Origin of the sequence: Streptomyces cavernicola (assembly GCF_029968035.1) — a bacterium.
In the GTDB taxonomy this organism is placed as follows: Bacteria; Actinomycetota; Actinomycetes; order Streptomycetales; family Streptomycetaceae; genus Streptomyces; species Streptomyces cavernicola.
Genome location: NZ_JASCIQ010000003.1, coordinates 55769 through 82541 on the forward strand (window position 1 = coordinate 55769; position 26773 = coordinate 82541).

The 26773-nt window shown below is 72.4% G+C and carries 23 protein-coding genes; 8 read left to right on the plus strand and 15 right to left on the minus strand.

The window, feature by feature from the left end:
• Positions 1-218: 218 nt before the first annotated feature.
• The 3 genes from QIS96_RS03830 to QIS96_RS03840 all read right to left on the minus strand — a co-directional run bounded on the left by QIS96_RS03830 (position 219) and on the right by QIS96_RS03840 (position 7314).
• A complete protein-coding gene (locus QIS96_RS03830; RefSeq protein WP_282540907.1) occupies positions 219-1679 on the minus strand; it encodes a glutamate synthase subunit beta in 1461 nt (486 codons plus the stop codon).
• Entirely contained in the window at positions 1672-6258 is a 4587-nt protein-coding gene (gene gltB, locus QIS96_RS03835; RefSeq protein ID WP_282540908.1) for a glutamate synthase large subunit, read from the minus strand. Before gltB ends, QIS96_RS03830 begins: the two co-directional genes overlap by 8 nt.
• Before the next feature lie 324 nt (positions 6259-6582).
• Positions 6583-7314, minus strand: a complete 732-nt coding sequence (locus QIS96_RS03840) for a VIT1/CCC1 transporter family protein (protein ID WP_282540909.1) — start codon at positions 7312-7314, stop codon at positions 6583-6585.
• A 250-nt stretch (positions 7315-7564) separates the two neighbouring features.
• On the opposite strand from QIS96_RS03840, the gene QIS96_RS03845 reads away from it, so the two are divergent.
• Genes QIS96_RS03845 through QIS96_RS03870 form a run of 6 tightly spaced genes read left to right on the plus strand, consistent with a single transcriptional unit; the run spans position 7565 to position 14419 of the window.
• A complete protein-coding gene (locus QIS96_RS03845) occupies positions 7565-8569 on the plus strand; it encodes an ADP-ribosylglycohydrolase family protein (protein WP_282540910.1) in 1005 nt (334 codons plus the stop codon).
• Positions 8497-9714, plus strand: coding sequence for an ADP-ribosylglycohydrolase family protein (locus QIS96_RS03850; protein ID WP_408907122.1), 1218 nt, complete (start codon positions 8497-8499; stop codon positions 9712-9714). The genes QIS96_RS03845 and QIS96_RS03850 overlap by 73 nt, the downstream gene beginning before the upstream one ends.
• A 25-nt stretch (positions 9715-9739) precedes the next feature.
• Positions 9740-10918 (plus strand): ADP-ribosylglycohydrolase family protein, encoded by a 1179-nt coding sequence (locus QIS96_RS03855; protein ID WP_282540912.1) that lies wholly within the window; start codon positions 9740-9742, stop codon positions 10916-10918.
• Positions 10915-12426, plus strand: coding sequence for an ADP-ribosylglycohydrolase family protein (locus QIS96_RS03860; protein ID WP_282540913.1), 1512 nt, complete (start codon positions 10915-10917; stop codon positions 12424-12426). The genes QIS96_RS03855 and QIS96_RS03860 overlap by 4 nt, the downstream gene beginning before the upstream one ends.
• Positions 12402-13598 (plus strand): CaiB/BaiF CoA transferase family protein, encoded by a 1197-nt coding sequence (locus QIS96_RS03865; RefSeq protein WP_282540914.1) that lies wholly within the window; start codon positions 12402-12404, stop codon positions 13596-13598. The genes QIS96_RS03860 and QIS96_RS03865 overlap by 25 nt, the downstream gene beginning before the upstream one ends.
• A complete protein-coding gene (locus tag QIS96_RS03870) occupies positions 13595-14419 on the plus strand; it encodes an HpcH/HpaI aldolase/citrate lyase family protein (protein ID WP_282540915.1) in 825 nt (274 codons plus the stop codon). Before QIS96_RS03865 ends, QIS96_RS03870 begins: the two co-directional genes overlap by 4 nt.
• Before the next feature lie 133 nt (positions 14420-14552).
• Here the strand turns inward: QIS96_RS03870 and lgt are convergent, their stop codons facing one another.
• The 11 genes from lgt to hisI form a co-directional block, all read right to left on the minus strand.
• The gene (lgt, locus tag QIS96_RS03875; protein WP_282540916.1) at positions 14553-15491 is read right to left on the minus strand and encodes a prolipoprotein diacylglyceryl transferase; all 939 of its coding nucleotides are present in this window, start codon (positions 15489-15491) and stop codon (positions 14553-14555) included.
• A 108-nt stretch (positions 15492-15599) separates the two neighbouring features.
• Positions 15600-16376 (minus strand): DsbA family protein, encoded by a 777-nt coding sequence (locus QIS96_RS03880; RefSeq protein ID WP_282540917.1) that lies wholly within the window; start codon positions 16374-16376, stop codon positions 15600-15602.
• 118 nt (positions 16377-16494) lie between these two features.
• On the minus strand, positions 16495-17319 hold the full coding sequence (gene trpA / locus QIS96_RS03885; protein ID WP_282540918.1) for a tryptophan synthase subunit alpha: 825 nt from the start codon (positions 17317-17319) through the stop codon (positions 16495-16497).
• Positions 17316-18605 (minus strand): tryptophan synthase subunit beta, encoded by a 1290-nt coding sequence (gene trpB, locus QIS96_RS03890; RefSeq protein WP_282540919.1) that lies wholly within the window; start codon positions 18603-18605, stop codon positions 17316-17318. Before trpB ends, trpA begins: the two co-directional genes overlap by 4 nt.
• Before the next feature lie 96 nt (positions 18606-18701).
• A complete protein-coding gene (trpM, locus tag QIS96_RS37795) occupies positions 18702-18878 on the minus strand; it encodes a tryptophan biosynthesis modulator TrpM (protein WP_408907117.1) in 177 nt (58 codons plus the stop codon).
• Between the two features lie 10 nt (positions 18879-18888).
• Positions 18889-19698 (minus strand): indole-3-glycerol phosphate synthase TrpC, encoded by an 810-nt coding sequence (gene trpC, locus QIS96_RS03895; RefSeq protein ID WP_282540920.1) that lies wholly within the window; start codon positions 19696-19698, stop codon positions 18889-18891.
• 214 nt (positions 19699-19912) lie between these two features.
• A complete protein-coding gene (locus tag QIS96_RS03900) occupies positions 19913-20320 on the minus strand; it encodes a DUF2752 domain-containing protein (protein ID WP_282541099.1) in 408 nt (135 codons plus the stop codon).
• Between the two features lie 403 nt (positions 20321-20723).
• The gene (locus QIS96_RS03905) at positions 20724-20993 is read right to left on the minus strand and encodes an HGxxPAAW family protein (RefSeq protein WP_282540921.1); all 270 of its coding nucleotides are present in this window, start codon (positions 20991-20993) and stop codon (positions 20724-20726) included.
• A gap of 125 nt (positions 20994-21118) precedes the next feature.
• Positions 21119-21757, minus strand: a complete 639-nt coding sequence (locus QIS96_RS03910) for a TIGR02234 family membrane protein (protein ID WP_282540922.1) — start codon at positions 21755-21757, stop codon at positions 21119-21121.
• Positions 21757-23262: an anthranilate synthase component I gene (locus tag QIS96_RS03915; protein ID WP_282541100.1), complete on the minus strand. Its 1506-nt coding sequence runs from the start codon at positions 23260-23262 to the stop codon at positions 21757-21759. Before QIS96_RS03915 ends, QIS96_RS03910 begins: the two co-directional genes overlap by 1 nt.
• Positions 23263-23282: 20 nt before the next feature.
• Positions 23283-23663, minus strand: coding sequence for a phosphoribosyl-AMP cyclohydrolase (gene hisI, locus QIS96_RS03920; RefSeq protein ID WP_282540923.1), 381 nt, complete (start codon positions 23661-23663; stop codon positions 23283-23285).
• A 131-nt stretch (positions 23664-23794) separates the two neighbouring features.
• Here hisI and QIS96_RS03925 point away from each other — a divergent pair, with 131 nt between their 5' ends.
• Positions 23795-24430: a TIGR03085 family metal-binding protein gene (locus tag QIS96_RS03925; RefSeq protein ID WP_282540924.1), complete on the plus strand. Its 636-nt coding sequence runs from the start codon at positions 23795-23797 to the stop codon at positions 24428-24430.
• 13 nt (positions 24431-24443) lie between these two features.
• On the opposite strand, the gene QIS96_RS03930 is transcribed toward QIS96_RS03925, so the two are convergent.
• Entirely contained in the window at positions 24444-25661 is a 1218-nt protein-coding gene (locus tag QIS96_RS03930; protein ID WP_282540925.1) for a cytochrome P450 family protein, read from the minus strand.
• A 191-nt stretch (positions 25662-25852) separates the two neighbouring features.
• On the opposite strand from QIS96_RS03930, the gene QIS96_RS03935 reads away from it, so the two are divergent.
• Entirely contained in the window at positions 25853-26761 is a 909-nt protein-coding gene (locus tag QIS96_RS03935; RefSeq protein ID WP_282541101.1) for a ketopantoate reductase family protein, read from the plus strand.
• Positions 26762-26773 lie beyond the last annotated feature (12 nt).

A 26773-nucleotide genomic window follows, 5' to 3' on the forward strand; every position in this document is an offset into this window, starting at 1 on the left:
GGGCGCCCTACAGGGGCGTGGGGAACTGCGCGACCAGCCACGACGAAGCCGCAGCCGAAAGACAACCGAGGGCGCGGGGCACAGCCCCGGAGTTGTCCGCAGGACTGGGAGGAAATGCCGCAGCGCCCGCCCAAAGTCCGGTCGGGGACAGTAGGGCAGGCGCTGCGTCAGGTCCGTACGCCGTTGTACGGAGCGTCAGTTGGGGCCGTACGGACCACTCACACCGTGAGGGCGCGGTCCGTGGGCCGGATGGGGGCCGGGAGGTCCGACGCCCCGGTGAGGAAGCGGTCCACGCCGCGGGCGGCCGAGCGTCCCTCGGCGATGGCCCAGACGATCAGGGACTGGCCGCGGCCCGCGTCACCGGCGACGTACACGCCGGGGACGTTGGTCTGGAAGTCGGCGTCGCGGGCGACGTTGCCACGAGCGTCGAGCTCCAGGCCGAACTGCGAGACCAGACCGTTCTCCTGGTCGGTGCCGGTGAAGCCCATCGCGAGGGTGACCAGCTGAGCGGGGATGCGACGCTCCGTCCCCGGCTTCTGCTCCAGCTTGCCGTCCTTGAACTCCACCTCGACGAGGTGCAGGAACTGGACGTTGCCGTCCTCGTCGCCCTCGAAGTGGGTGGTGGAGACGGAGTAGACCCGCTCGCCGCCCTCCTCGTGCGCGGAGGTGACCTTGTAGAGCATGGGGAAGGTCGGCCAGGGCTGGTTCGCGTTCCGCTCCTCGCCCGGCTGCGGCATGATCTCCAGCTGCGTGACGGAGGCCGCGCCCTGCCGGTGGGCGGTGCCGACGCAGTCCGCGCCGGTGTCGCCGCCGCCGATGACGACGACGTGCTTGCCCTCGGCGGTGATCGGGGGCGCCACGTAGTCGCCCTCCTGCACCTTGTTGGCGAGCGGCAGGTACTCCATCGCGAAGTGGATGCCGTTCAACTCGCGGCCGGGGACCGGGAGATCACGCGAGACCGTGGCGCCGGCGGCGATGACGACCGCGTCGTACCGCTTGCGGAGCTTCGCGGCGTCGATGTCGCGGCCGATCTCGATCTCGGTGCGGAACTTGGTGCCCTCCGCGCGCATCTGCTCGATGCGGCGGTTGATGTGCCGCTTCTCCATCTTGAACTCGGGGATGCCGTAGCGGAGCAGGCCGCCGATGCGGTCCGCGCGCTCGTACACGGCGACCGTGTGACCGGCCCGGGTCAGCTGCTGGGCGGCGGCGAGGCCGGCGGGACCGGAACCGATCACCGCGACCGTCTTGCCACTCAGCCGCTCCGGCGCCTGCGGGGCCACGTCGCCCGCGTCCCACGCCTTGTCGATGATCGAGACCTCGACGTTCTTGATGGTCACGGCAGGCTGGTTGATGCCGAGCACACACGCCGACTCGCACGGAGCGGGGCACAGCCGGCCCGTGAACTCCGGGAAGTTGTTCGTGGCGTGCAGGCGCTCGGACGCCGCCGACCAGTCCTCGCGGTACGCGTAGTCGTTCCACTCGGGGATCAGGTTCCCGAGCGGGCAGCCGTTGTGGCAGAACGGGATGCCGCAGTCCATGCAGCGCGAGGCCTGCTGGGAGATGATCGGGAGCAGCGAGCCCGGAACGTAGACCTCGTTCCAGTCGCGCACCCGCTCGCCGACGGGGCGGGTCTCGGCGACCTCGCGGCCGTGGTTGAGGAAGCCCTTCGGGTCAGCCATTGATCGCCGCCTCCATCATCTTCTCGTGGGTCTCGGACTCGGGGAGCCCGGCCAGCTCGGCGGCGTCCTTGGCGGCGAGCACTGCCTTGTACGTACTGGGGATGATCTTGCTGAAGCGTTCCACCGCGACGGACCACTCGGCGAGCAGCTTCTCGGCGACCGTCGAGCCGGTCTCCTCCTGGTGGCGGCGCACGACCTCGTGCAGCCACTGCTTGTCGGTCGCGTCGAGGGCTTCGACGGCCGCGGCGTTGCCGGCGTTGACGTTGTCGGTGTCCAGGTCGATGACGTACGCGACACCGCCGGACATGCCCGCCGCGAAGTTGCGGCCGGTCTCGCCGAGGACGACGGCCTGGCCGCCGGTCATGTACTCGCAGCCGTGGTCACCCACGCCCTCGGAGACCACCGTGGCACCGGAGTTGCGGACGCAGAAGCGCTCGCCGACCCGGCCGCGGAGGTAGATCTCGCCGCCGGTCGCGCCGTAGCCGATGGTGTTGCCGGCGATGGTCGAGTACTCGGCGAGGTGGTCGGCGCCGCGGTCCGGGCGGACCACGAGGCGGCCACCGGAGAGGCCCTTGCCGACGTAGTCGTTGGCGTCGCCCTCCAGGCGCAGCGTCACACCGCGCGGCACGAACGCGCCGAAGGACTGGCCCGCGGAGCCGGTGAAGGTGATGTCGACGGTGTCGTCGGGCAGGCCCGCGCCGCCGAACTTCTTCGTCACCTCGTGGCCGAGCATGGTGCCGACCGTGCGGTTGATGTTGCGGATGGCGACCTGGGCGCGGACCGCCTGGGCCTCCTGCGCGCTGTCCGCGGCGAGGGCGTCGGCGGCGAGCTTGATCAGCTCGTTGTCGAGCGCCTTCTCCAGGCCGTGGTCCTGCTCGACCAGCTGGTGGCGTACGGCGCCCGCGGGCAGCTCGGGCACGTGGAACAGCGGCTCCAGGTCGAGGCCCTGGGCCTTCCAGTGGTTCACGGCCCGCTCGGTGTCGAGGAGTTCGGCGTGGCCGACGGCCTCCTCGATGGTGCGGAAGCCCAGCTCGGCGAGGAGCTCGCGGACCTCCTCGGCGATGAACTCGAAGAAGTTCACGACGTACTCGGCCTTGCCGGAGAACCGGTCGCGGAGCGTCGGGTTCTGCGTGGCGATGCCGACCGGGCAGGTGTCCAGGTGGCAGACGCGCATCATGACGCAGCCGGAGACGACGAGCGGCGCGGTCGCGAAACCGAACTCCTCGGCGCCGAGCAGCGCGGCGATGATCACGTCACGGCCGGTCTTCAGCTGGCCGTCGGTCTGCACGACGATGCGGTCGCGCAGGCCGTTGAGCAGCAGGGTCTGCTGGGTCTCGGCGAGACCGAGCTCCCAGGGGCCGCCCGCGTGCTTCAAAGACGTAAGGGGAGAAGCACCCGTACCGCCGTCGTGGCCGGAGATCAGGACCACGTCCGCGTGGGCCTTGGAGACACCCGCGGCGACCGTGCCGACGCCGACCTCGGAGACCAGCTTCACGTGGATGCGGGCCGCCGGGTTGGCGTTCTTGAGGTCGTGGATCAGCTGAGCCAGGTCCTCGATGGAGTAGATGTCGTGGTGCGGCGGCGGCGAGATCAGGCCGACGCCCGGCGTGGAGTGCCGCGTCTTGGCGACCCACGGGTAGACCTTGTGGCCGGGCAGCTGGCCGCCCTCGCCGGGCTTGGCGCCCTGGGCCATCTTGATCTGGATGTCGTCGGCGTTGACCAGGTACTCCGAGGTCACACCGAAGCGGCCGGAGGCGACCTGCTTGATGGACGAGCGGCGCGCCGGGTCGTACAGGCGCTCCGGGTCCTCGCCGCCCTCACCGGTGTTGGACTTGCCGCCCAGCTGGTTCATGGCGATGGCGAGGGTCTCGTGCGCCTCGCGGGAGATCGAGCCGTACGACATGGCGCCGGTGGAGAAGCGCTTGACGATCTCGGAAGCCGGCTCTACCTCGTCGATGGAGATCGACGGGCGGTCCGACTTGAAGCCGAACAGGCCGCGGAGCGTCATCAGGCGCTCGGACTGCTCGTTGACGCGGTCCGTGTACTGCTTGAACACGTCGTACTTGCGCTGCCGCGTGGAGTGCTGGAGGCGGAACACCGTCTCCGGGTCGAACAGGTGCGGCTCGCCCTCGCGGCGCCACTGGTACTCGCCGCCGATCTCCAGGGCGCGGTGCGCCGAGGGGACGCCGGAGGCCGGGTAGGCCTTGGCGTGGCGGGCGGCGACCTCGTCGGCGATGACGTCGATGCCGACGCCGCCGATCTTGGTGGTGGTGCCGTTGAAGTACTTCTCGACGAAGGCCTGGTCGAGGCCGACGCCCTCGAAGACCTGGGCGCCGCGGTAGGAGGCGACGGTCGAGATGCCCATCTTCGACATGACCTTGAGGACGCCCTTGCCGAGGGCGTAGATCAGGTTCCGGATGGCCTGCTCGGCCTCGATGCCCGGCAGGAACGTGCCGGCGCGGACCAGGTCCTCGACGGACTCCATCGCCAGGTACGGGTTCACGGCGGCGGCGCCGTAGCCGATCAGCAGGGCGACGTGGTGGACCTCGCGGACGTCACCGGCCTCGACGAGCAGGCCCACCTGGGTGCGCTGCTTCGTACGGATGAGGTGGTGGTGGACGGCGGCGGTGAGCAGCAGCGACGGGATCGGGGCGTGCTCGGCGTCCGAGTGGCGGTCGGAGAGGACGATCAGGCGGGCGCCGGACTCGATGGCCGCGTCGGCCTCCGCGCAGATCTCCTCGATGCGGGCGGCGAGGGTCTCGCCGCCGCCGGAGACGCGGTACAGGCCGGACAGCGTCACGGCCGTCATGCCCGGCATGTCGCCGTCGGCGTTGATGTGGATGAGCTTGGCCAGCTCGTCGTTGTCGATCACCGGGAAGGGCAGGGTGACCGAGCGGCACGAGGCGGCGGTCGGCTCGAGCAGGTTGCCCTGCGGGCCGAGCGAGCTGTGCAGCGAGGTGACGAGCTCCTCGCGGATGGCGTCGAGCGGCGGGTTGGTGACCTGCGCGAACAGCTGCGTGAAGTAGTCGAAGATCAGCCGGGGGCGCTCGGACAGGGCCGCGATCGGGGTGTCCGTGCCCATCGAACCGATCGGCTCCGCACCGGACTTGGCCATCGGCGTGAGCAGGACGCGCAGCTCCTCCTCGGTGTAGCCGAAGGTCTGCTGGCGGCGGGTGACCGAGGCGTGCGTGTGCACGATGTGCTCGCGCTCGGGCAGGTCGGAGAGCTCGATCTCGCCGGCCTCCAGCCACTCCTCGTACGGCTGCTCGGCGGCGAGGGCGGCCTTGATCTCGTCGTCCTCGATGATGCGGTGCTCGGCGGTGTCCACGAGGAACATGCGGCCGGGCTGCAGACGGCCCTTCTTGACGACCTTCGCCGGGTCGATGTCGAGGACGCCGACCTCGGAGCCGAGGACGACGAGGCCGTCGTCGGTGACCCAGTAGCGGCCGGGGCGCAGGCCGTTGCGGTCGAGGACCGCGCCGACCTGGGTGCCGTCGGTGAAGGTGACACAGGCCGGGCCGTCCCAGGGCTCCATCATCGTGGAGTGGAACTGGTAGAAGGCGCGGCGGGCCGGGTCCATCGAGGCGTGGTTCTCCCAGGCCTCGGGGATCATCATGAGCACGGAGTGCGGCAGCGAACGGCCGCCCAGGTGCAGGAGCTCGAGCACCTCGTCGAAGGACGCGGAGTCGGAGGCGTCCGGGGTGCAGACGGGGAAGATCCGGTCCAGCTTCTCGTTACCGAAGAGGTCCGAGACGAGCTGGGACTCGCGGGCCCGCATCCAGTTCCGGTTGCCCTTGACGGTGTTGATCTCACCGTTGTGCGCGACGAAGCGGTACGGGTGCGCGAGCGGCCACGACGGGAACGTGTTCGTGGAGAAGCGGGAGTGGACGAGCGCGACGGCCGAGGCGAGCCGGCGGTCGGACAGGTCCGGGAAGAAGGGCTCCAGCTGGCCGGTGGTCAGCATGCCCTTGTAGACGATCGTGCGGGCGGACAGCGACGGGAAGTACGTCGCGGCCTCGCGCTCGGCGCGCTTACGCAGGACGAAGGCCTTGCGGTCCAGCGCGATGTCCTTCGAGGCGCCTCCCCCAGACTCCGTCCGGGAGGTGCCCCCACCGACGAAGAGCTGGCGGAAGACCGGCATCGTGGAGCGGGCGGAGGCGCCGAGCAGCTCGGGCGCGACCGGCACGTCACGCCAGCCGAGGACGTTCAGGCCCTCTTCGGCGGCGATGGCCTCGATGCGCGCGGCGGTCTCGTCCGCGCTGTCCACGGGCAGGAAGGCGATGCCGACGGCGTACGCGCCCGCCTCGGGCAGCTCGAAGCCGGCGGCCTCGCGCAGGAAGGCGTCGGGAACCTGGAAGAGGATGCCGGCGCCGTCACCCGAGTCGGGCTCGGAGCCGGTGGCGCCTCGGTGTTCCAGATTGCGCAGTACGGTGAGCGCCTGCTCGACCAGCTCGTGGCTGGCAACACCAGTGAGGGTGGCCACGAACCCGACACCGCAGGCGTCGTGTTCGTTACGGGGGTCGTACATGCCCTGCGGGGCGGGGCGACCGTCCATGGGCGACCAGGCGTCGGAACGCATCGGCACTCCCGTCGTCGTATTGGCAAATGTGCAATGTGTGCATGTGCCGAGGGACGACGTTGGCCCTCGCGGTGCGCAAAATTTCGTGCAGATTACATGATGGCGGCCTTCTCGAAAACCGGATACTTCGTTCCATCATGCGGACACCGGCGAGCTTCGCTCGCGCGATGAAAAGGGCTCCGTTGCGGACAGATCAACGACCGTGGGCCCGATGCGACGGGGCCTCGTTGCCCGCAGCGCTTACGGCTCATGCCCCGCGGTCAAGCAGCTGAAACCGCCGAGTAACGATTGGTTATGCGGTTCGTTGCATATACCTTCGCGCGCTCATCCTAGAGCCGCACCGAAGAACGTGCCCAGGGCGTACGTCACACCGGCCGCCGCTCCACCCAGTGCGAGCTGCCTGAGACCGCTGAACCACCAGGACCGAGCGGTCACCCGGGCCACCACCGCACCGCAGGCGAAGAGCCCGAGCAGCGCGAGGACGACGGCCGGCCAGAGCGCGCTCGCGCCCAGCAGATACGGCAGTACGGGAAGCAGCGCGCCGAGCGCGAACGCGCCGAACGAGGACGCCGCGGCCGTCACCGGCGAGGGCAGGTCGCCGGGGTCGATGCCGAGCTCCTCGCGGGCGTGGATCTCCAGGGCCTGTTCCGGATCGTGAGACAGCTGCCGGGCCACCTCGCGCGCGAGGGCGGGCTCGACACCGCGCGCCTCGTACAGCTCGGCGAGCTCCTGCTCCTCGTCCTTCGGGTGCTTGCGCAGCTGATGCCGCTCCACGGCCAACTCGGCCTGGACCAGCTCGCGTTGGGAGGCGACGGAGGTGTACTCGCCGGCGGCCATGGAGAACGCGCCGGCCGCGAGACCGGCGAGTCCTGTGATGACGATGGTCTGCTGCGAGACGGAGCCGCCCGCGACGCCGGTCATCAGCGCCAGGTTGGACACGAGCCCGTCCATCGCGCCGAACACCGCGGGCCGCAGCCAGCCGCCGTTGACGTCGCGGTGGGTGTGGTTGTCGCGGTGCGCCACGTGCAACGTGGCCTCGTTGTCGATGATCGCCATCGCCGGTGGTGCCCCTTCCTCCGGAGCCGGGTCCTCAAGCGTGCCCCGCTCCCCCTCCAGGGCCCTCCCGGACCCCCTTCTCGCACTCGAAAATACGCCCGAAAAAAATCCCTCGCCAGCAAGGAAGGCCGTACTTACCAGGGCTTTCGTCCCTTCTCAGAGGTGCCGTACGGCCCCTTCCCGAAGCGTCGATGGGGTGACGTAAGCCGTCGTGCGGGCCCGGCGCGCGCTCGCGTGGAACGCATCTGCCATGGCGTCGATTGCATGCGATTTCCCGGTACCCGCACCCGGCGGCGCGGCGGAGCTCCGGGCCCGCGCACGGGGTGCGCTGCTCGGCCTCGCGGTCGGCGACGCGCTCGGTGCCCCCGTCGAGAACATGAAGCCCTCGGAGATCCGGGCCCGTTGGGGCCGCGTCGAGGGTTTCCTCACGGACGACCCGGCGGGCACGGACGACACCGAGTACGCGATCTTCTCCGGCCTGCTGCTCGCGCGGCACGGCTCGGCCCTGACCGTGGCGCACGCCGAGAAGGCCTGGCACCGGTGGATCGCGGACGTCGACGAAGGCCCCTTCCGCGGCGCGGGGTTCAGCGAACGCGGCACCCTGGAGAACCTCCGCCGCGGCCTCGCCGCCCCCGTCACCGCCCAGCACCGGCACGCCTGGAGCGACGGCCTCGCGATGCGCGCGGCCCCCTTCGGCGTCTTCGCCGCGGGCGACCCGGCCGAGGCGGCCCGCCTGGTCGCCATCGACGGCACGGTCAGCCACGACGGCGAGGGCATCTACGGCGGGCAGGCGGTCGCGGCGGGCGTCGCGGCGGCGATGGTCGGCGAGGGCCCGGCGGCCGTCATCGGCGCGGCGCTCTCGGTGATCCCCATGGACTCCTGGACCTCCCGCTCGCTGCGCCGCGCGGTGGTGGCCGCGCCGGACGGGGAACGCGCGGTCCGCAAGGCGGTGGTGATCGGCGGCTACCCGTGGACGGACCTCGCCCCGGAGGCGGTCGGCCTCGCGTTCGGCGCGTTCGCCGCGGCCCGCGGGGACTTCCGCGAGGCGGTCCTGAGCGCGGTCAACATGGGCCGTGACGCGGACACGACGGCGGCCCTCGCGGGCGCGCTCGCGGGCGCGGTCCGCACGGTCACCGCGATCCCCCCGGACTGGGCGGCGACCATCGGCCAGGTCCGCGGCACCTGCCTCCCGTCGATGGCGGGCTACCACGTCCTGGACATCGCGGACTTGCTCACGCCGGAGGAGACCTCATGACCACGGACCCCGCCATCACCCCTGTGGGCAGTAACTCCGCCCCCACCCGCACCCAACTCCAAGGCCTGCTCCTCGGCCTCGCCGCAGGCGACGCAGCCGGCTGGCCCGCGGCCAGACACCGCGCCGCCCGCATGCCGGAGTGGACGAGAAGACTCACCCGAGAGCTGGACACCTTCGCCGAGCAGAACGCCACCACCACCCTCCCCGTCCCCATCGCCCTCAACCAGCCCCCCGAACCCCTCCGCCTCGGCCCCTCCGACGACGCCGAGTGGGCCGCGTACACCGCAACCGCCGTACTGGCAGCGGCAGCTGACGTACCGACCGACGTGCGCGCCGCCATCGACCACCACTGGCAGATCCTCGCCGCGCAGATCGCCGCCGCCGCGGACCGCGCCCCCGAGGTCGAGTCGGCGCGGATCCCGCTGCGCGCCCGGATCTCCGTACGGGCCGGGCTCGGCAATCTCGCCACCGGGCTTCGCCCGCCCGCGACCGGGCACGACAATCCGCACTTCTTCGACGACGCGGCCTGCGTACGGGCCGCCGTGCTCGCGGCCGTACACCCCGGCGATCCCCAAACGGCCGCCGAACTGGCCGAGTTCGACGCCCGCTACACCCAGGACGGCGACGGCGTGCACGGCGCCCGCGCGATCGCCGCCGCCGTCTCCGTGGCCCTCGCGCAGCCGAACGTGGACGCCGCCGTGGACGCCGCGCTCGACCAGCTGCCGCACGAGACGGAGATCGGCCGCAACGCCCGTCTCGCCGTGCACCTCGCCCGGCACACCGACGAGAACGGCACCTTCGCGCTCGTACCGCTCCTGGAGCACCAGATCGTCGACCACGTCTACAGCTATGGGATCGCCGCCGCCGAGACCGTGCCCGTCGCCCTCGCCCTGGTCACCGCTGCGCGCGGCAGTCTCGCCGAGGCCGTGCCCGCCGCCGCCTGCCTCTCGCGGGTCGCGGACTCGGCGCCGGCGCTCGCGGGCGCGCTGACCGGCGCGCTCGGCGGCGCGGAGAGCGTGCCGAAGAGCTGGCGGGACGCCTGCCGCAGCCTGTCGGGGTGCGCGCTGCCGCGGCTCGCGGGGACCGATCTGGTGGAGCTGGGCACCGAACTGGCCGACCTCCTGTCGCGCCCTCGCCACAACTGACCGCCGCGGGTGGACACTCCGCCCCATGACGGACACGACAGACACCGCACCCCAGGCCCGCAGGCCCACCCTCGACGAGCGCATCACCGCGAGCCTCGTCGGCGCGGCCGTCGGCGACGCGCTCGGCGGCCCCGTCGAGGGCTGGACGCCCGAGCAGATCAGCGAGCGGCACGGCGGCCGGATCAACGGCATCGTCGGCCCCTGGCACGGCGACGACTGGCGTACGGCCAGGCCGATCGCCCCCTACCACAAGGGCGACGGGCACGTCACCGACGACACCTTGATGACGCACGCACTGGTCCGCGTGTACGCCACGGTCCGCGACCACCTGGACGCGTACGCGGTCGCCGACCACCTGGTCCCCGACCTGATGGGCACGCCCCGCTGGATCCCCGAGCTGGAGGCCGAGGCGCTTCCGCTGCAGCGGATCTTCCTCGCCGAGAAGTGGCTCGTGGCCCGGCTGCACTACGGCCACGTCGACCCACGCGAGGCCGGCGCGGGGAACATCGTCAACTGCGGCGCCGCGATGTACATGGCGCCCGTCGGCCTGGTCAACGCGGCCGACCCGCGCGCCGCCTACGCCGAGGCCCTCGACGTCGCGGGCGCCCACCAGTCCTCGTACGGCAGGGAGGCGGCCGGGGTGTTCGCGGCGGCGGTCGCTGCGGCCTGCGCGCCGGACGCGAGCCCCGCGTCGGTGGTGGACGCCTGCCTGCGTCTGGCCAGGGACGGTACGCGCTCGGCGATCGAGGCGGTCTGCGAAGTCGCCGTGCGCCACCAGGACTTCGAGTCCGCGCTCCGCCCGCTGCGCGAGGCCGTCGCGCCCTTCGACACGGTCGGCCCCGACTACCGCGCCCCCTCGCTCGGCGCCCGCCGCCCGTCCCGGCTGCACTCCATCGAGGAACTCCCCATCGCCCTCGGCATGCTGCTGGTCGGCGCGGGCGACTACCGCCGTACGGTCCTCGGCTCCGTCAACTACGGCCGGGACTGCGACTCGATCGCCACGATGGGCGGCGCGATCGCGGGCGCACTGGGCTCCGGTCCGCCCGAGGACTGGGCGAAGCAGGTCGCCGAGGCCAGCCGGCTCGACCTGCACGCACCGGCGCAGCTGCTCGCGGCGGTGGCGCGCGAGGTGTTCGCCCGCGACCAGGAGCGCAGGGCGGCGCACGCGGACGCCTTCGAGCTGCTCGCGGGCGACCCGGCATGAGCCCCGCCCCTGCCGTCCCCCCTGTCGGCTCTCCCGCGCTGCGGCTGACCTGGGTGCAGCCCGAGGACCTGCTCGGTCACGAACTGCGCCAGGCCGCCGAGGACCGCCGGGACGCCGGGGCCGTCGCCCGCGTCGCCGACCGCTGGCGTACGGCGGGCGGCGCCCCGGCCCCCGTACGCGCGGGCGCGGCCACCACCCCGGCCACCCCCGAGCTGCGCGCCCTAGCGACCGAACTCATCGACGAACTGGCCGAGTTGACGCCGTCGGAGGCGGACGAGGAACCCACCGAGCTGCCCGCGATCAAAGCCCTGTGCGGCGCCTCCTGGCCCTCCCCCGGCCCCACTGCCGAGGCCGGCCTCGACCGGCTGCACGCCGCCTGGCTGGGCCGCGCCGTCGGCTGCCTGCTCGGCAAGCCCGTCGAGAAGCTGCCTCTGACCGGCATCCGCGCCCTCGCCCGCGCCACCGGCAACTGGCCGCTCACCGGCTACTTCACCGCCCGCGGCCTGTCCCCGGTGCTCTCCGCCGCGTACCCGTGGAACCGGCGCAGCGCCGCCACCTCGCTCGCCGAGAACATCGACGGCATGCCGGAGGACGACGACCTCAACTACCCGCTCCTCAACCTGGAGTTGCTGCGCCGCTACGGTCCGGACTTCACCACCCGCGACGTGGCGGCGCTCTGGCTGGACGAACTCCCGGCCGGCCGTACGTTCACCGCCGAGCGGGTCGCGTACCGCAACCTCCTCGACGGGGTCGAGCCGCCGCGCACCGCCCGGCGCCGCAACCCGTTCCGGGAGTGGATCGGCGCCCTCATCCGCGCCGACGTGCACGGCCTGACCCACCCCGGCGACCCCGGCGCCGCCGCCGAACAGGCCCACCGGGACGCGGTCCTCACCCACACCGCCAACGGCGTGTACGGGGCGATGTTCGCGGCCGCCACGATCGCCTCGGCCGCGTCCGGCACCGCCGACGTGCACCGTGCGCTGCGCGCCGGGCTCGCCGTCGTCCCGCCCGGCTCCCGGCTCGCACGGGCCGTGCGGCACGGCATCCGGCTCGCCCGCACGCACACCGCGTTCGACACGGTCGTCGACACCCTGCACGCCGCTTACGGCGAGCACCACTGGGTGCACGTCGTGCCCAACGCCGCGCTGCTCGCCGCCGCGCTCACCCACGCCGACGGCGACTTCGACGGCTCGGTGACACGGGCGGTGTCCGGCGGCTGGGACACCGACTCGGTCGGCGCGACAGCGGGCGCGGTCGCGGGCCTCCTCGCGGGCTCCGCCGACGCGATCGACGAACGCTGGACGGCCCCGCTGAAGAACCAACTCACCACATCCGTATGCGACTTCAACGGCATCGGCTTCGACGAGCTGGCCCGCCTCACCGCGTTGTGGGCAGGCGTTCCGCAGGGCGGAACGGGTGGGCACAACGCCAACGCGCCGAGTGCGCTGAACGACAAGCCCGGCCCGCACCCCCAAGGACCCGCATGCACAACGCACCCGCACCCCTGAACAACCTCCGCGTACTGGACCTGGCCACCCTCTTCGCCGGCCCCCTCGCCGCCACCATGCTCGGCGACTTCGGCGCAGAAGTGATCAAGGTCGAGCACCCCCGCCGCCCCGACCCCTCCCGCGGCCACGGCCCCGCCAAGGACGGCGTCGGCCTGTGGTGGAAGCTCCTCGGCCGCAACAAGCGCACCGTCACCCTCGACCTCTCCACCGAAGGCGGCCGCGCCACGCTCCTGCGCCTCGCCGCCACCGCAGACGTCGTGATCGAGAACTTCCGCCCCGGCACCCTGGAGCGCTGGGGCCTCGGCTGGGACGAACTGAGCGCCGCCAACGAGCGGTTGGTGCTCGCCCGCGTCACCGGCTTCGGCCAGTTCGGCCCGTACTCGCACCGCCCCGGCTTCGGCACGCTCGCCGAGGCGATGAGCGGCTTCGCGGCGATCACGGGCGAACCGGAAGGCCCGCCGACGCTGCCGCCGTTCGGCCTCGCCGACTCCATCGCCGGTCTCGCCACCGCGTACGCGATCATGACCGCGCTCGCCGCCCGTACCGCCACCGGCCGTGGCCAGGTCGTCGACATGGCGATCATCGAGCCGATCCTCACCGTGCTCGGCCCGCAGCCGCTCTGGTACGACCAGCTCGGCTTCGTGCAGCCGCGCACGGGCAACCGCTCCACCAACAACGCGCCCCGCAACACCTACCGCACCGCCGACGACCGCTGGGTGGCCGTCTCCACCTCCGCGCAGTCCATCGCGGAACGCGTCCTGCATCTCGTCGGCCGGCCCGATCTGATCGACGAGCCCTGGTTCGCGACCGGCGTGGACCGGGCCGCGCACGCCGACGTCCTGGACGCGGCCGTCGGCGACTGGATCGCCGAGCGCACCCGCGACGAGGTCATCGCCGCCTTCGAGAAGGCCGAGGCGGCGATCGCCCCCATCCACGACGTACGGGACGTCCTCGCCGATCCGCAGTACGCGGCCCTCGACACGGTCACCACCGTCGACGACCCCGAACTCGGCGCGATCCGGATGCAGAACGTGCTGTTCCGCCTCTCGTCCACACCGGGCGCGATCCGCTGGGCCGGCCGCGCGCACGGCGCGGACACGGACACCGTCCTGACCGAACTCGGCCTCGGCGACGAGGAGATCGCCGACCTGCGCAAGGCCGGCGCCGTATGACCCCCGCGCCGATCCTCACCTGGCTGTACGTCCCGGGCGACCGCCCGGCCACGGTCGCCAAGGCCCTCGCCTCGCGCGCGGACGCGGTCGTCGTCGACCTGGAGGACGCGGTGGCGCCCGACCGCAAGGAGTACGCGCGCACCGCCACCGCCGAGCTGCTCACCGGCCGCCACCAGGTCCCGGTGCACGTCCGCGTCAACGCCCTGGACAGCCCGTACGCCGGGGCCGACCTGCTCGCCCTCACCGGCCTGCCGGGCCTCGCGGGCCTGCGTCTGCCCAAGGTCACGGACCCCGGCCAGGTGGTCCGGGTCGCCGAACTCACCGACTCCCTGCCGCTGTTCGCGCTGCTCGAATCGGCCCTCGGCATCGAGCGCGCGTACGCCGTGGCCACCGCCCACGCCGCGCTGCGCGGCCTCGGCGTCGGTGAGGCGGACCTCCGGGCGGACCTGGGCGCGAGCGACTCGGGCCTCGACTGGGCCCGCTCCCGGGTGGTCTGCGCGAGCCGCGCGGCGGGGCTCGCTCCCCCGGCCCAGTCGGTCCACCCGGACATCCTGGACCTGGACGGCCTGGCCGCGTCCTGCGCCCGCGGCCGCGCCCTCGGCTTCCTCGGCCGCGCCGCGATCCACCCGCGCCAACTGCCGGTGATCGAGCGGGCCTACCTGCCGGATCCGGCGGAGGTGGCCGCGGCGGAGGAGATCGTCAAGGCGGCGGATTCGGAGTCCGGCGCCCTGGCCCTCCCGGACGGCCGCTTCGTCGACGCGGCGGTGGTGACGGGGGCGCGGCGCGTATTGGCCCTGCGGGACCGGGAACTGCGTACGTAGTCCTGCCGCACGCATCAATCGCCGGAGGGGCTCAAAATTGAGCCCCTCCGGCGATTGAGGAGCGGGGGTCCGGGGGCTTGGCCCCCGAAGCTCCGCAGGATTTCGGGAAGGGGCGGGGTGGGGAAAGGAAACGTCAGACCTTCTTGGCGATCCCGGGCCCAGCGGCGCCATCGGAGCCCTTGTCCGAAGGATTGTCATCGGAAGCCTCACCGTCGGAAGCCGACGACGACGGCTCGTCGTCATCCGGATCCCCCGGCTCCACGATCTCCTCCCGCCCCGGCCGCAGCTTCGCCGAAACCACCATGTACGCCACCGCAAGCAGGAAGACCAGGATCGACGTCCAGACGTTCAGCCGAAGCCCGAGCACGTCGTCCATCTGCACGTCGTCCACGCGCATGTACTCGATCCAGCCGCGCCCCGCGCAGTACGCCGCGACGTACAGGGCGAACGCCCGGCCGTGGCCCAGCTTGAAGCGACGGTCGGCCCAGATGACGAGGACCGCGACGCCGACGCACCACAGCGACTCGTACAGGAACGTCGGGTGGTACGTGCCCGGCACCCGGCCGCCGTCGACGCGGGTGATCTCCAGGGCCCACGGCAGGTCCGTGGCGCGGCCGTACAGCTCCTGGTTGAACCAGTTGCCCCAGCGGCCGATGGCCTGGGCGAAGGCGATGCCGGGGGCGACGGCGTCCGCGTACGCGGGGAGCGGGATGCCGCGGCGGCGGCAGCCGATCCAGGCGCCGAGCGCACCGAGCGCGATGGCGCCCCAGATGCCGAGGCCGCCCTCCCAGATCTTGAGGGCGTCGACCGGGTTGCGGCCCTCGCTGAAGTACAGCTCGTAGTCGGTGATGACGTGGTAGAGCCGTCCGCCGACGAGGCCGAAGGGCACCGCCCACACGGCGATGTCCGCGACCGTCCCGGCACGGCCGCCGCGGGCGATCCACCGGCGGCCGCCGAGCCAGACGGCCACGAAGACGCCGATGATGATGCAGAACGCGTAGCCGCGCAGGGGGATGCCGAAGGGGTCGATCTCACCCTTGGCCGGGCTGGGGATGAAGGCAAGGAGTTCCATGGCGGGGTCGACGCTACCGTGCCGGGCTTGCCGTACGGCAATCCACCCGGTCTAACGGCTGCATAACAAGCGACGCCGAGGGTCCGGAGCGCCGACCCCGCGCGGCGGCTACTGCGCCTTCGCCTCGACCATCTGCTTGAGCTTGGCGGGCGTCAGCGGGTTCTTCTGGTCGCTGAAGATGTCCTTGCCGTCGAGCTGTACCGTCGGCGTGCCGCGGAAGCCGCCCTTCTGGAAGGCCTCGTTGGAGCGGGCCACCCAGCTGTCGTGCGCCCCGTCGTTCACGCACTTCTCGAACGTGGGGGTGTTGAGGCCTTCGACCTTGCCGGCGAGCTCCAGGAGCTTGTCGTTCTTGGCGAAGGCGTCGTCGGGCTCCGGCGGCTGGTTCTGGAAGAGCACGTCGTGGTACGGCGTGAACTTCCCGGCGTCCTGGGCGCAGGCCGCGGCGTTGGCGGCGCGGACGGAGCCCTCGCCGCCCATGTTCCCGTCGATGATCGTGGCGAGGTGGTACTCGACCTTCAGCTGGCCCTTGTCGACGAGCTGGTGGATCGTCTGCCGGTACATGTTCTCGAACTGGGCGCACGCCGGGCAGCGGAAGTCCTCCCAGATCGTGAGGGTCGACTTGGCGCTCTCCTTGCCGACCGGGATCGCGAGGCCGTCCTTGCCCATCGCCCCCTTCGGGGCCACGACCGGGCCCGCGGCGTCCTTCTCGTCCTTGCCCGCATTGGCGGCGATCACGCCGATGACGGCGGCCAGGCCGAGGACCCCCACCACGGCGGCGGCCACGATCAGTGTGCGGCGGCGCCGCTCCTGCGCCTTCTGCTTCTCGCGCTCGATCGCCAGCCGTTCGCGGGCGGCGCGCTTTCCCTCACGGTTCTTCTCGCTCACAACCCGCAAACGAACCGGGGAGGCATGAGCATGCCTCCCCGGTCCCAGGTCCACCCGTACGAGCGATGAGCCCGCCGGGCCGTTCTATGCGGGCCCTGTCGCTGCCCGCTGCGCCTCGCTACGCCTCCAGGCCGGCGCTGCGCACGCCCTGCGCCAGGTCGGCGGCGAGGATGCGGACCGCGTCGAGGCCCTCGGCCTCGTCCGGGGCGTCGAGCATGGCCTTGACGAAGGCCGAGCCGACGATGACGCCGTCCGCGAAGCCCGCGACCTCGGCGGCCTGCCGGGCGTTGGAGACGCCGAGGCCGACGCAGACCGGCAGGTCGGTGGTGGCGCGGGTGCGCCGCACCAGGTCGGCGGCCTGGCTGCCGACCGACTCGCGGGTGCCGGTGACGCCCATCAGGGACGCCGCGTACACGAAGCCCGAGCCGGCCGCCGTGATGGTGGCGAGGCGGGCGTCCTTGCTGCTGGGCGCGACGACGAACACGGTGCCGAGACCGTGCTTGTCCGCGTGCTCCCGCCACAGGCCGGACTCCTCGACGGGTAGGTCGGGCAGGATGCACCCGGCGCCGCCCGCCTCGGCGAGCTCGGCGGCGAACCGCTCGACGCCGTAGCGGTCGACGGGGTTCCAGTACGTCATGACGAGGATCGGCTTGCCGGTCGCGGCGTGCGCCTCGCGGACCGTGCGGAGCACGTCCTTGATCTTGACGCCGCCGCGCAGCGCGATGTCGTCGGCGGTCTGGATGACCGGGCCGTCGAGCACCGGGTCGCTGTGCGGCAGGCCGATCTCCACGACGTCGGCCCCGGACTCCAGGACCGCCTTGGCCGCCGCGATGCCACCGTCGACGGTCGGGAAGCCGGCCGGCAGGTACGCGACGAGCGCGGCCCGGCCCTCGGCCTTGGCGCCGGCGAGGGTCTCGCTCAACAGCCGTACGTTCCCGCTCACTTGGCGTCCCCCTCGATCTCAGCGGTGTCGGCGGCGTCGGCGGCCACCTCGGCGTCGGCGCCCTCTTCGTAAAGGCCGAAGTAGCGCGCGGCGGTGTCCATGTCCTTGTCGCCGCGGCCCGACAGGTTGACGACGATCAGGCCGTCCTTGCCCAGCTCCTTGCCGACCTCGATCGCGCCGGCCAGGGCGTGCGCGCTCTCGATCGCCGGAATGATGCCCTCCGTACGGGAGAGCAGGCGCAGCGCCTGCATCGCGGCGTCGTCGGTCACGGCCCGGTACTCGCCGCGCCCGCTGTCCTTGAGGTACGCGTGCTCAGGGCCGATGCCCGGGTAGTCGAGCCCGGCCGAGATCGAGTACGGCTCGGTGATCTGGCCCTCCTCGTCCTGCAGGACGTACGAGCGCGAACCGTGCAGGATGCCCGGCTCGCCCGCGGTCAGGGTGGCGGCGTGCTCACCGGTCTCGACGCCGTGCCCGGCGGGCTCGCAGCCGATCAGGCGTACGTCCGCGTCCGGGATGAAGGCGTGGAACAGGCCGATGGCGTTGGAGCCGCCGCCGACACAGGCCACGGCGGCGTCGGGCAGCCGTCCCGCCTGCTCCAGGATCTGCCGGCGGGCCTCGACGCCGATGACGCGGTGGAAGTCGCGGACCATGGCGGGGAAGGGGTGCGGACCGGCCACGGTTCCGAACAGGTAGTGGGTCCTGTCCACGTTGGCGACCCAGTCGCGGAACGCCTCGTTGATGGCGTCCTTGAGGGTGCGGCTGCCGGACTTCACGGCGACGACCTCGGCGCCCAGCATGCGCATCCGGGCCACGTTGAGGGCCTGGCGCTGGGTGTCGATCTCGCCCATGTAGATGGTGCAGTCGAGGCCGAAGAGCGCGCAGGCGGTGGCCGTGGCGACGCCGTGCTGGCCGGCGCCGGTCTCGGCGATGACGCGGGTCTTGCCCATCCGCTTGGTGAGCAGGGCCTGCCCGAGCACGTTGTTGATCTTGTGCGAGCCGGTGTGGTTGAGGTCCTCGCGCTTGAGGAACACCCGGGCGCCACCGGCGTGTTCGGCGAACCGCGGCACCTCGGTGAGCGAGCTGGGCCGCCCGGTGTAGTTGACCAGGAGGTCGTCGAGCTCACGCGCGAACTCGGGGTCGTTCTTGGCCTTCTCGTACTCGACGGCGACCTCGTCGACGGCGGCGACGAGCGCCTCCGGGATGAACTTCCCGCCGAATGCGCCGAAGTAGCCCTGCGCGGTGGGGACTTGACCGTCCGGATCGGGGATGAAGAACTGACTGGACATGTGCGACATGCTCCTAGTGGGTACGCAAATCAGCCTGTCCGGCGCTTGAGGACGAGCCGTTCAGGCGATCAAGGGGGTCCGGGGGCTTGCCCCCGGTTACGGGAAGGGGCGGGGCTGGGGAAGAGACCCCGTCGCCCCGCGCCATCGCATCCCGTTGACCTGGCCCGGCTCATCGCCGATCACGTACCGCACCCGGCGCCCGTGCACACGCCGCGCCGGCGCCCGGCAGCCGCGAGGGCGGCAACCGGGTCCGAGGCGGGCGGCGATGGGCATGGCGGTGGGTTCAGCTCCGCCCGTGCCGCAGCGCGGGGTGCTCGCCCGCGGCCACCAGGTCGACGACGGCGGCCTTCGGGTCCTTGCCCGTCACGAGGGACTCGCCCACGAGCACCGCGTCCGCGCCGTCGTTGGCGTACGCGATCAGGTCGTGCGGGCCGCGCACTCCGGACTCGGCGATCCGCACGATGTGCGGCGGGATCTCCGGGGCCACGCGGGTGAAGGTCGAGCGGTGGACCTTCAGCGTCTTGAGGTCACGGGCGTTCACACCGATGATCTTCGCGCCCGCGGCCACCGCCCGCTCGACCTCCTCCTCGTCGTGCACCTCGACGAGCGGCGTGAGCCCGATGGACTCGGCGCGCTCGATGAGGGAGACGAGCGCCTCCTGGTCGAGGGCGGCGACGATCAGCAGGACGAGGTCGGCGCCGTACGCCCGCGCCTCCCACAGCTGGTACGCCGTGACGATGAAGTCCTTGCGCAGGACGGGGATGTCGACCTTGGCGCGGACGGCCTCCAGGTCGGCGAGCGAGCCGCCGAAGCGGCGCTGCTCGGTGAGGACGGAGATGACGGCGGCGCCGCCCGCCTCGTAGTCGGCGGCGAGGCCGGCCGGGTCGGCGATCGCGGCGAGCGCGCCCTTGGACGGGCTGGAGCGCTTGACCTCGCAGATCACCTTGACGCCGTCGCCGCGCAGGGCGGCCACTCCGTCCTTGGCCTGCGGTGCCTTCGCCGCTCGCTCCTTGAGCTCGTCGAGGCTGACGCGCGCCTGCCGCTCGGCGAGGTCCTCTCGCACGCCTTCGATGATCTCGTCGAGCACACTCACGCGAGCGGCCCCCTTCCCTGACGGCTAAGCGAGCTGACTGCACCGGGTCCTGCGGATCCGGTGGGGCACTGCCCTGCCGGAGTGGTCGCGCCGGGGGCGCAATCCGGTAGGCACTGCGATGGTATCCGGACAGTGGCCGCGGCTCCGCATCGGCGGGACCGCGGTCCCACTACCTGGACGTGCGCCGCGGAGCGCGGCCTGTTCCGGAGGGTGTTCACGGCGCGAGCCAGGCGCCGAAGGGCAGGTTGCGGACCACGCTGAACACGGCGAGTACCGCGCCGATCGTCCACAGCTGCGCGCCGCTCGGATTCAGCCGCCAGGCGCGGCCGCGGGCCGAGGCGACGGTCCACGCGACCCAGCCGATGCCGAAGACCACGTACCCGACGACGGCCGCCGCGTTGGCGCCGATCGCGGTGAGCAGGTCGCCGTGGATGAACGCATGCGCACTGCGGAGCCCGCCGCAGCCGGGACAGAGGATCCCGGTGAGCGCGAGCAGCGGGCAGGTCGGGTAGTGACCGGGCTCGTTGGGATCGACCGAGCCGACGTACGCGAAGGCCGCGGCGACCGAGCCGAGCACGCCGACCGGCACGAGCAGCCGCTTGGCCACGGCCCGCGGACGCATGTCGGGCGCCGACTGCCCGGGGGCGTGCGGCTGCGACTGCCGGGAGGCGTGCGACTCCTGGGGTCCGTGCGACTGCCGGGGGGTGTGCGGGTCCGACTCCTGGGGGGCGTGCGGGGCTGCGGTGGGTTCTGCGGTCACCCCCGCATTCTGCCTTGCCGCCGAGGACCGCGCCCGAGGACGTCCTTACCTGGCACGGGACTTGTGGCGGGACTTGTGGCCGGCCGGCTCGGGGCCTTCGGCCCGGCCGCGGTCGGCGGTACGGGGCAATGGTGGAGGTGCGTCCGTACGGGCGCACTGCGCGGATGCCCGGGGACGGACGGGTTCGCGGGCGGAAGGCGAGAAGGGGCGGAACCGGTTTTCCCGGTTCCGCCCCTTCTCGTGGGGTCCTGCGCTTCGAGGAGGCTCAGCCCTCGGCGCTCGCCACCGCCTCGGCGCGCGGCGTCACGTCGGCGCGCGGCGACACCACCACGTGGTGTGCCGTCTTCGGCTGGCCCAGGCCCGCGGCGCGCATGGCCATGCCGACCACACCGCCCAGGGCGACGACGACCATGCCGCCCCAGAAGCCGAGCGGCTGGTTCATCACCATGAAGGCACCGCTGATGCAGAAGCCGATGAACGCGATGATGACGCCGGTCCAGGCGGCCGGGGTGTGTCCGTGGCTGCTGCCCGCCATGACTTGCTCCTCGTTTGCTGAAAGTCGAACGCTCTGACCCATTGTATGGACCGCCGCGCGGCTGCTTCTCCCAGGCTCCTGAACCGTGGGCAACCTCACCCGCCGCTGGCCCGGCCGAGGCCCTGCTAGTTCGTGGGGTCCTCGCCCCGGTCGAGCGCCTTCCACAGGTCCTCGGGCCGGTCCGGGTCGGTCTTGGCGGCCTTGCCGTGGCCCGCGCCCCGCTCGTACCTGCCGGACATCGCGGGCCAGCTCCCGCCGAAGCGCAGCGCGAGCGCGCCCGCGAGCAGCAGCAGGAGGCCGCCGGCCGCGGCCACGAACGGCCAGGGCGTGAACGTGACGGCGTCGATCGTGGCGCCGGCCTGGCCGCTGGCCGTGGCCGCCTTCTCGTCGAGGGCGGCGGAGTCCTGCGCGCCGAGCAGTGCCGCGGCGATGGTGCCCGCGCCGCTGAGGGCGAGCAGCGCCGAGACCAGGACCCGGCCGGTGCGGCGGACCGCGAAGACGGCGACGAGCGCGGCGAGGCCGACGATGGCGAGCGCGGCGGGCACGCCCGTCACATCGCTGCCCTTGGCGACCTGGTGCAGGGCGCCGCCCGCCGTGGCGGCGTCACCCTCGGCCCAGGTCTGCCGGGAGGCGAGCAGGGCGACCGCTGCGCCGAGCGCGCCGAGCAGCAGGGCTGCGGCGAGGCTGCGCCGGGCGGCGGGAGCCTTGGTCCGCCGGGATTCTGCGCGGGGCTGGGGTACGGCTGCGGAAGTCACGTCTTCCACTATCCCTCACGGCCTCCGCGATCACTCAGGCGGTTGGCGCTGTGCACCGCGCGCAGTACGGCAGCCGCCTTGTTCCGGCATTCGGTGTCCTCGGCGACCGGGTCGGAGTCAGCGACGACGCCCGCTCCCGCCTGCACGTACGCCGTGCCGTCGCGGAGCAGTGCCGTACGGATCGCGATGGCGGTGTCGGAGTCGCCCGCGAAGTCGAGGTATCCCACGCAGCCGCCGTAGAGGCCGCGGCGGGAGGGCTCCAGCTCATCGATGATCTGCATGGCGCGCGGCTTGGGGGCGCCGGAGAGCGTGCCCGCGGGGAAGCAGGCGGTGAGGACGTCGAACGCGGTGCGGCCGTCGGCGACCTGGCCGGTGACCGTGGAGACGATGTGCATCACGTGGGAGTACTTCTCGATCGACATGAAGTCGACGACCTCCACGGAGCCGGGGGCGCAGACCCGCCCCAGGTCGTTGCGCCCGAGGTCGACCAGCATCAGGTGCTCGGCGCGCTCCTTGGGGTCGGCGAGGAGCTCGTCGGCGAGGGCCTGGTCCTGCTGCGGGGTGGCGCCGCGCGGCCGGGTGCCGGCGATGGGGTGCAGCATGGCCCGGCCGTCCTCGACCTTGACGAGGGCCTCGGGCGAGGAGCCCACGACGTCGAAGCCGTCGAACCGGAAGAGGTACATGTACGGCGAGGGGTTGGTGGCGCGCAGGACGCGGTAGACGTCCAACGCGCTTGCCGTGCAAGGGGTTTCGAAGCGCTGCGAGGGCACGACCTGGAAGGCCTCGCCGGCCCGGATGCGCTCCTTGATGTCCTCGACGGCGTCCTGGTAGTCGGCGCCGCCCCACAGGGCCGTGAACTCGGGCAGCGCGGCGTCGGGCAGCGCGGAGGGGTGCTGCGCGACGGGCCGGGCGAGGTCGGCCTCCATGGCGTCGAGGCGGGCGACCGCGTCGGCGTAGGCCTCGTCGACGCCGGTGTCCAGGTCGTTGTGGTTGACGGCGTTGGCGATGAGCAGGACCGAGCCGTCCCAGTGGTCGAGCACGGCGAGGTCGCTGGTGAGCAGCATCGTCAGCTCGGGCAGCTTCAGGTCGTCCCGCTCGCCGGGGCCGATCTTCTCCAGGCGGCGCACGATGTCGTACCCGAGATAGCCGACCATGCCGCCGGTGAACGGGGGCATCCCGTCGTCGGGCAGGTCGCGCGGGGTGTGCAGGGCCTCGACGGTGGCGCGCAGCGCCTTCAGCGGGTCGCCCTCGGTGGGGACGCCGACGGGGGCGCCGCCCAGCCAGTGCGCCTGGCCGTCCCGCTCGGTGAGGGTGGCGGAGCTGCGGACGCCGACGAAGGAGTACCGGGACCAGGATCTGCCGTTCTCCGCGGACTCCAGGAGGAACGTGCCGGGGCGCTCGGCGGCCAGTTTGCGGTACAGGCCGACCGGGGTGTCGCCGTCGGCCAGGAGTTTGCGGCTGACGGGGATGACGCGGCGGTCGGCCGCGAGCTTGCGGAAGGTGTCGAGATCCATGCGATCCATGTCGGCCGACCCTACTGACCGGCGGTGCCGGGCTGTTCCACCGGCGTGCTGACCAGCAGCACATCGGCGTCGAAGCAGGTGCGCGCGCCGGTGTGGCAGGCGGCGCCGACCTGGTCGACCTGGACGAGGACGGTGTCGGCGTCGCAGTCGAGGGCGACGGACTTGACGTGCTGGAAGTGGCCGGAGGTGTCGCCCTTCACCCAGTACTCCTGACGGCTGCGGGACCAGTACGTGCAGCGGCCGGTGGTGAGGGTGCGATGCAGCGCCTCGTCGTCCATCCAGCCGAGCATCAGCACTTCGCCGGTGTCGTACTGCTGGGCGATGGCGGGGACGAGTCCGTCGGCGCTGCGCTTGAGGCGGGCGGCGATGGCGGGGTCGAGGTTGCTGCTCATGGGCCCATTGTGCCGGGTTGCACGGAGGGTGCGGCACGTTGTCCACAGGGTGAGCGCTGCGGTCGTACTAATGCCGGGTCGCTGTGGAGAACCGGTGGGCAGGGTCCCGGACGCGGGCTTAGCCTTGCCGTATGTCGACCCATGCCAAGCGTGAACGGCTGCTCCTGGCGGACCTGTTGGAGGCGGCGGGCCCCGAGGCGCCCACTCTGTGCGAGGGCTGGACGGCCCGGGATCTGGCCGCCCATGTGGTGGTGCGCGAGCGGCGTCCGGACGCCGCGGGCGGCATCCTCGTCAAGGCTCTGGCCGACCGCCTGGAGCGGGTGATGGCGGAGTTCACGGAGAAGCCGTACGAGGAGCTGATCCAGCTGCTCCGCACGGGCCCGCCGCGGTTCTCGCCATATGCGTTGAAGCAGTTGGACGAGGCGGCGAACGCGGTGGAGTTCTATGTGCACGCCGAGGACGTGCGCCGGGCGCAGGAGGACTGGAGTCCGCGGGAGCTCGACCCGGTGTTCGCGGACGGGCTGTGGACGCGTCTGGAGCGGATGGCCCGGGTGCTCGGCCGCAACGCGCCGACGGGTCTGGTGCTGCGCCGCCCCGACGGCCGGACGGTGGTGGCGCACCGCGGCACCCCGGTGGTGACGGTCACCGGGGAGCCTGGCGAGCTGACGATGTTCCTGTTCGGCCGGCAGGACCACGCGCGCGTGGAGCTGGAGGGCGACAAGGAGGCCATCGAACTCCTCCACGGCGCCAAGCAGTTGGGCCTCTGAGAGGCAGGGGGTCTTACCGCGCCCAGCGCACGGGCAGGGTGCGGACGCCGCGGATCAGGAGGCCCGGCACCCAGGGCAGCTGGGCCTCGTCCGCGTCGAGGGCGAGGCCGGGGCAGCGTTCGAGGAGGGTACGGACGGCGATGCGGCCTTCGAGGCGGGCGAGCGGGGCGCCGAGGCAGTAGTGCAGGCCGTGGCCGAAGGCGATGTGGCCGCGGGCGTCGCGGCGGATCGTGAACCGGTCGGGTTCGGTGAAGCGCGCGGGGTCGCGGTCGGCGTCGGCGAGGGCGACGAGGACGACGGCTCCGGCGGGGATCCGGGTGTCGCCGATGGTGACGGGTTCGGTGGTCCAGCGGGGCAGGGCGGTCTCGACGGGGCCGTCGTAGCGGAGCATCTCCTCGACGGCGCCGTCGATCAGCCCTTCGGGGTCGGTGCGCAGCAGTTCCAGCTGGTCGGGGTGGGCGAAGAGGGCGCGCAGGCCGTTGCCGATGAGGTTGACGGTGGTCTCGTGGCCGGCGATGAGCAGGAGCAGGGCCATGCCGATCAGTTCGTCGCCGGAGAGCCGGTCGCCCTCTTCGTCGACGGTGTGGACGAGCCCGCTGAGCAGGTCTTCCTCGGGGTGTTCGCGTTTGGCGGCGATGAGTCGGCGCAGGTAGTCGACCACGTTGCGGTAGGCACCGGCGAGGAGGTTCTCGTCGGTGGGTGCGACGATCTCGTTGGTCCAGGCGTGGAAGGCGTCCCGGTCGGCGGCGGGGACGCCGAGGAGTTCGCAGATGACGGTCATGGGCAGCGGGAAGCAGAGGGCTGCGACGAGGTCGGCCCGCTCGGCGCCGTCGGCGAGCATCGCGTCGAGGAGTTCGTCGGTGATGCGTTGGATGCGCGGGGCGAGGGCCGCGATCCGGCGGGGGCTGAACTCGCGGGCGACGAGCCGCCGTAGCCGGGTGTGGTCGGGGGCGTCGCGCAGCAGCATGTGGGTGAGGGCGGGGCTTTCGGCATCCTCGGCGCCGAGGGGGTGCAGGGCCGGGTCGACCTTGCGGAGGTCCCGGGTGAGTCTCGGGTCGACGAGCGCGGACCGACAGGCTTCGTGTCCGACGATCAGCCACAGCTCCTCGCCCTTCGGGGTGCGCACGTGGTGCACGGGGCCTTCGGCGCGCAGCGCGGCGTACACGGGGTAGGGGTCGCGGACGAAGTCGGGGCCGAGGTCCTTCAGGTCGAGGGTCGGGGCGGGTGACATGACGCTCCTCACGCTGCATACGGCTCGTCTCACCGGGACGCTACTCGCGGGACCGCCCGTATGCCGCTGTCTTTCGGCCGGGTCCGAAGTTTTCCGGCGGGCACAACTGGCTGGTTCTGCCGGGGAGTTGGTGCGTGTCGTACGGGACGGGGCGCGGCGTTCACGTCCTCGGCTCTGCCAAGCTGCACGGCATGACGACTACTTCAACACCGTGGACCGTGGCCGTACTGGGACCGGGCGGGGTCGGTGGGCTCTGTGCCGGGCTGCTCGCGCGGGCCGGGCACCGGGTGATCTGTCTGGCCCGCAAGGAGACCGCCGATGTGCTGGCCGAGCAGGGCGTGACCGTGCGCAGCGGGGCGTTCGGGGACTTCACCGCGCGCGTGGCGGCGGACACCGAACTGCGGGAGCCCGTGGACGCGTTGATCGTCACGCCGAAGGAGACGGGCCTGCTCTCCGCCCTGGAGCGGGTGCCGCGCGAGGCGCTGGGCGCGGGCCTCGTCGTGCCGCTGCTCAACGGCGTCGAGCATGTGGACGTGTTGCGGGAGCGCTACCCCGCCGAGCAGGTCGTGCCGGGCACGATCCGGGTCGAGTCGACGCGGGTGGCGCCCGGCGTCATCGAGCACGGCGGGCTCAACGCGCGGATCGAGCTGGCCAGTTCGACCGCTCCGCACGCGCGCGTGGAGGCGTTCGCGGAGGTCCTGCGCGGGGCCGGGCAGCAGGTGGACGTGGCCGCGGACGAGACGGCGATGCTCTGGGGCAAGCTGTCGTTCCTGCTGCCGATGGCACTGCTCTCGACGCGGTACGGGGTGCCGGTCGGGGATGTGCGTACGGCGCACCGGGAACGGATGCTGGCCGTCATCGGGGAGTTCGCCGAGGTGGCGGGGGCGCAGGGCGCGCCGCTCGACGTACCGGCGCTGCTCTCGTTCGTGGATGCGGTGCCGGGGGCGACGCGGTCGTCGATGCAGCGGGATGCGGAGGCGGGACGGCCGATCGAACTCGACGCGATCGGTGGGGCGTTGCTGCGGGCTGCGGGGCGGCATGGGGTGCCGGTTCCGGAGACGGCGGCGTTGGTCGCGGAGGTGGAGCGGTTGGGGGCTTGAGCGGCCGGGGCG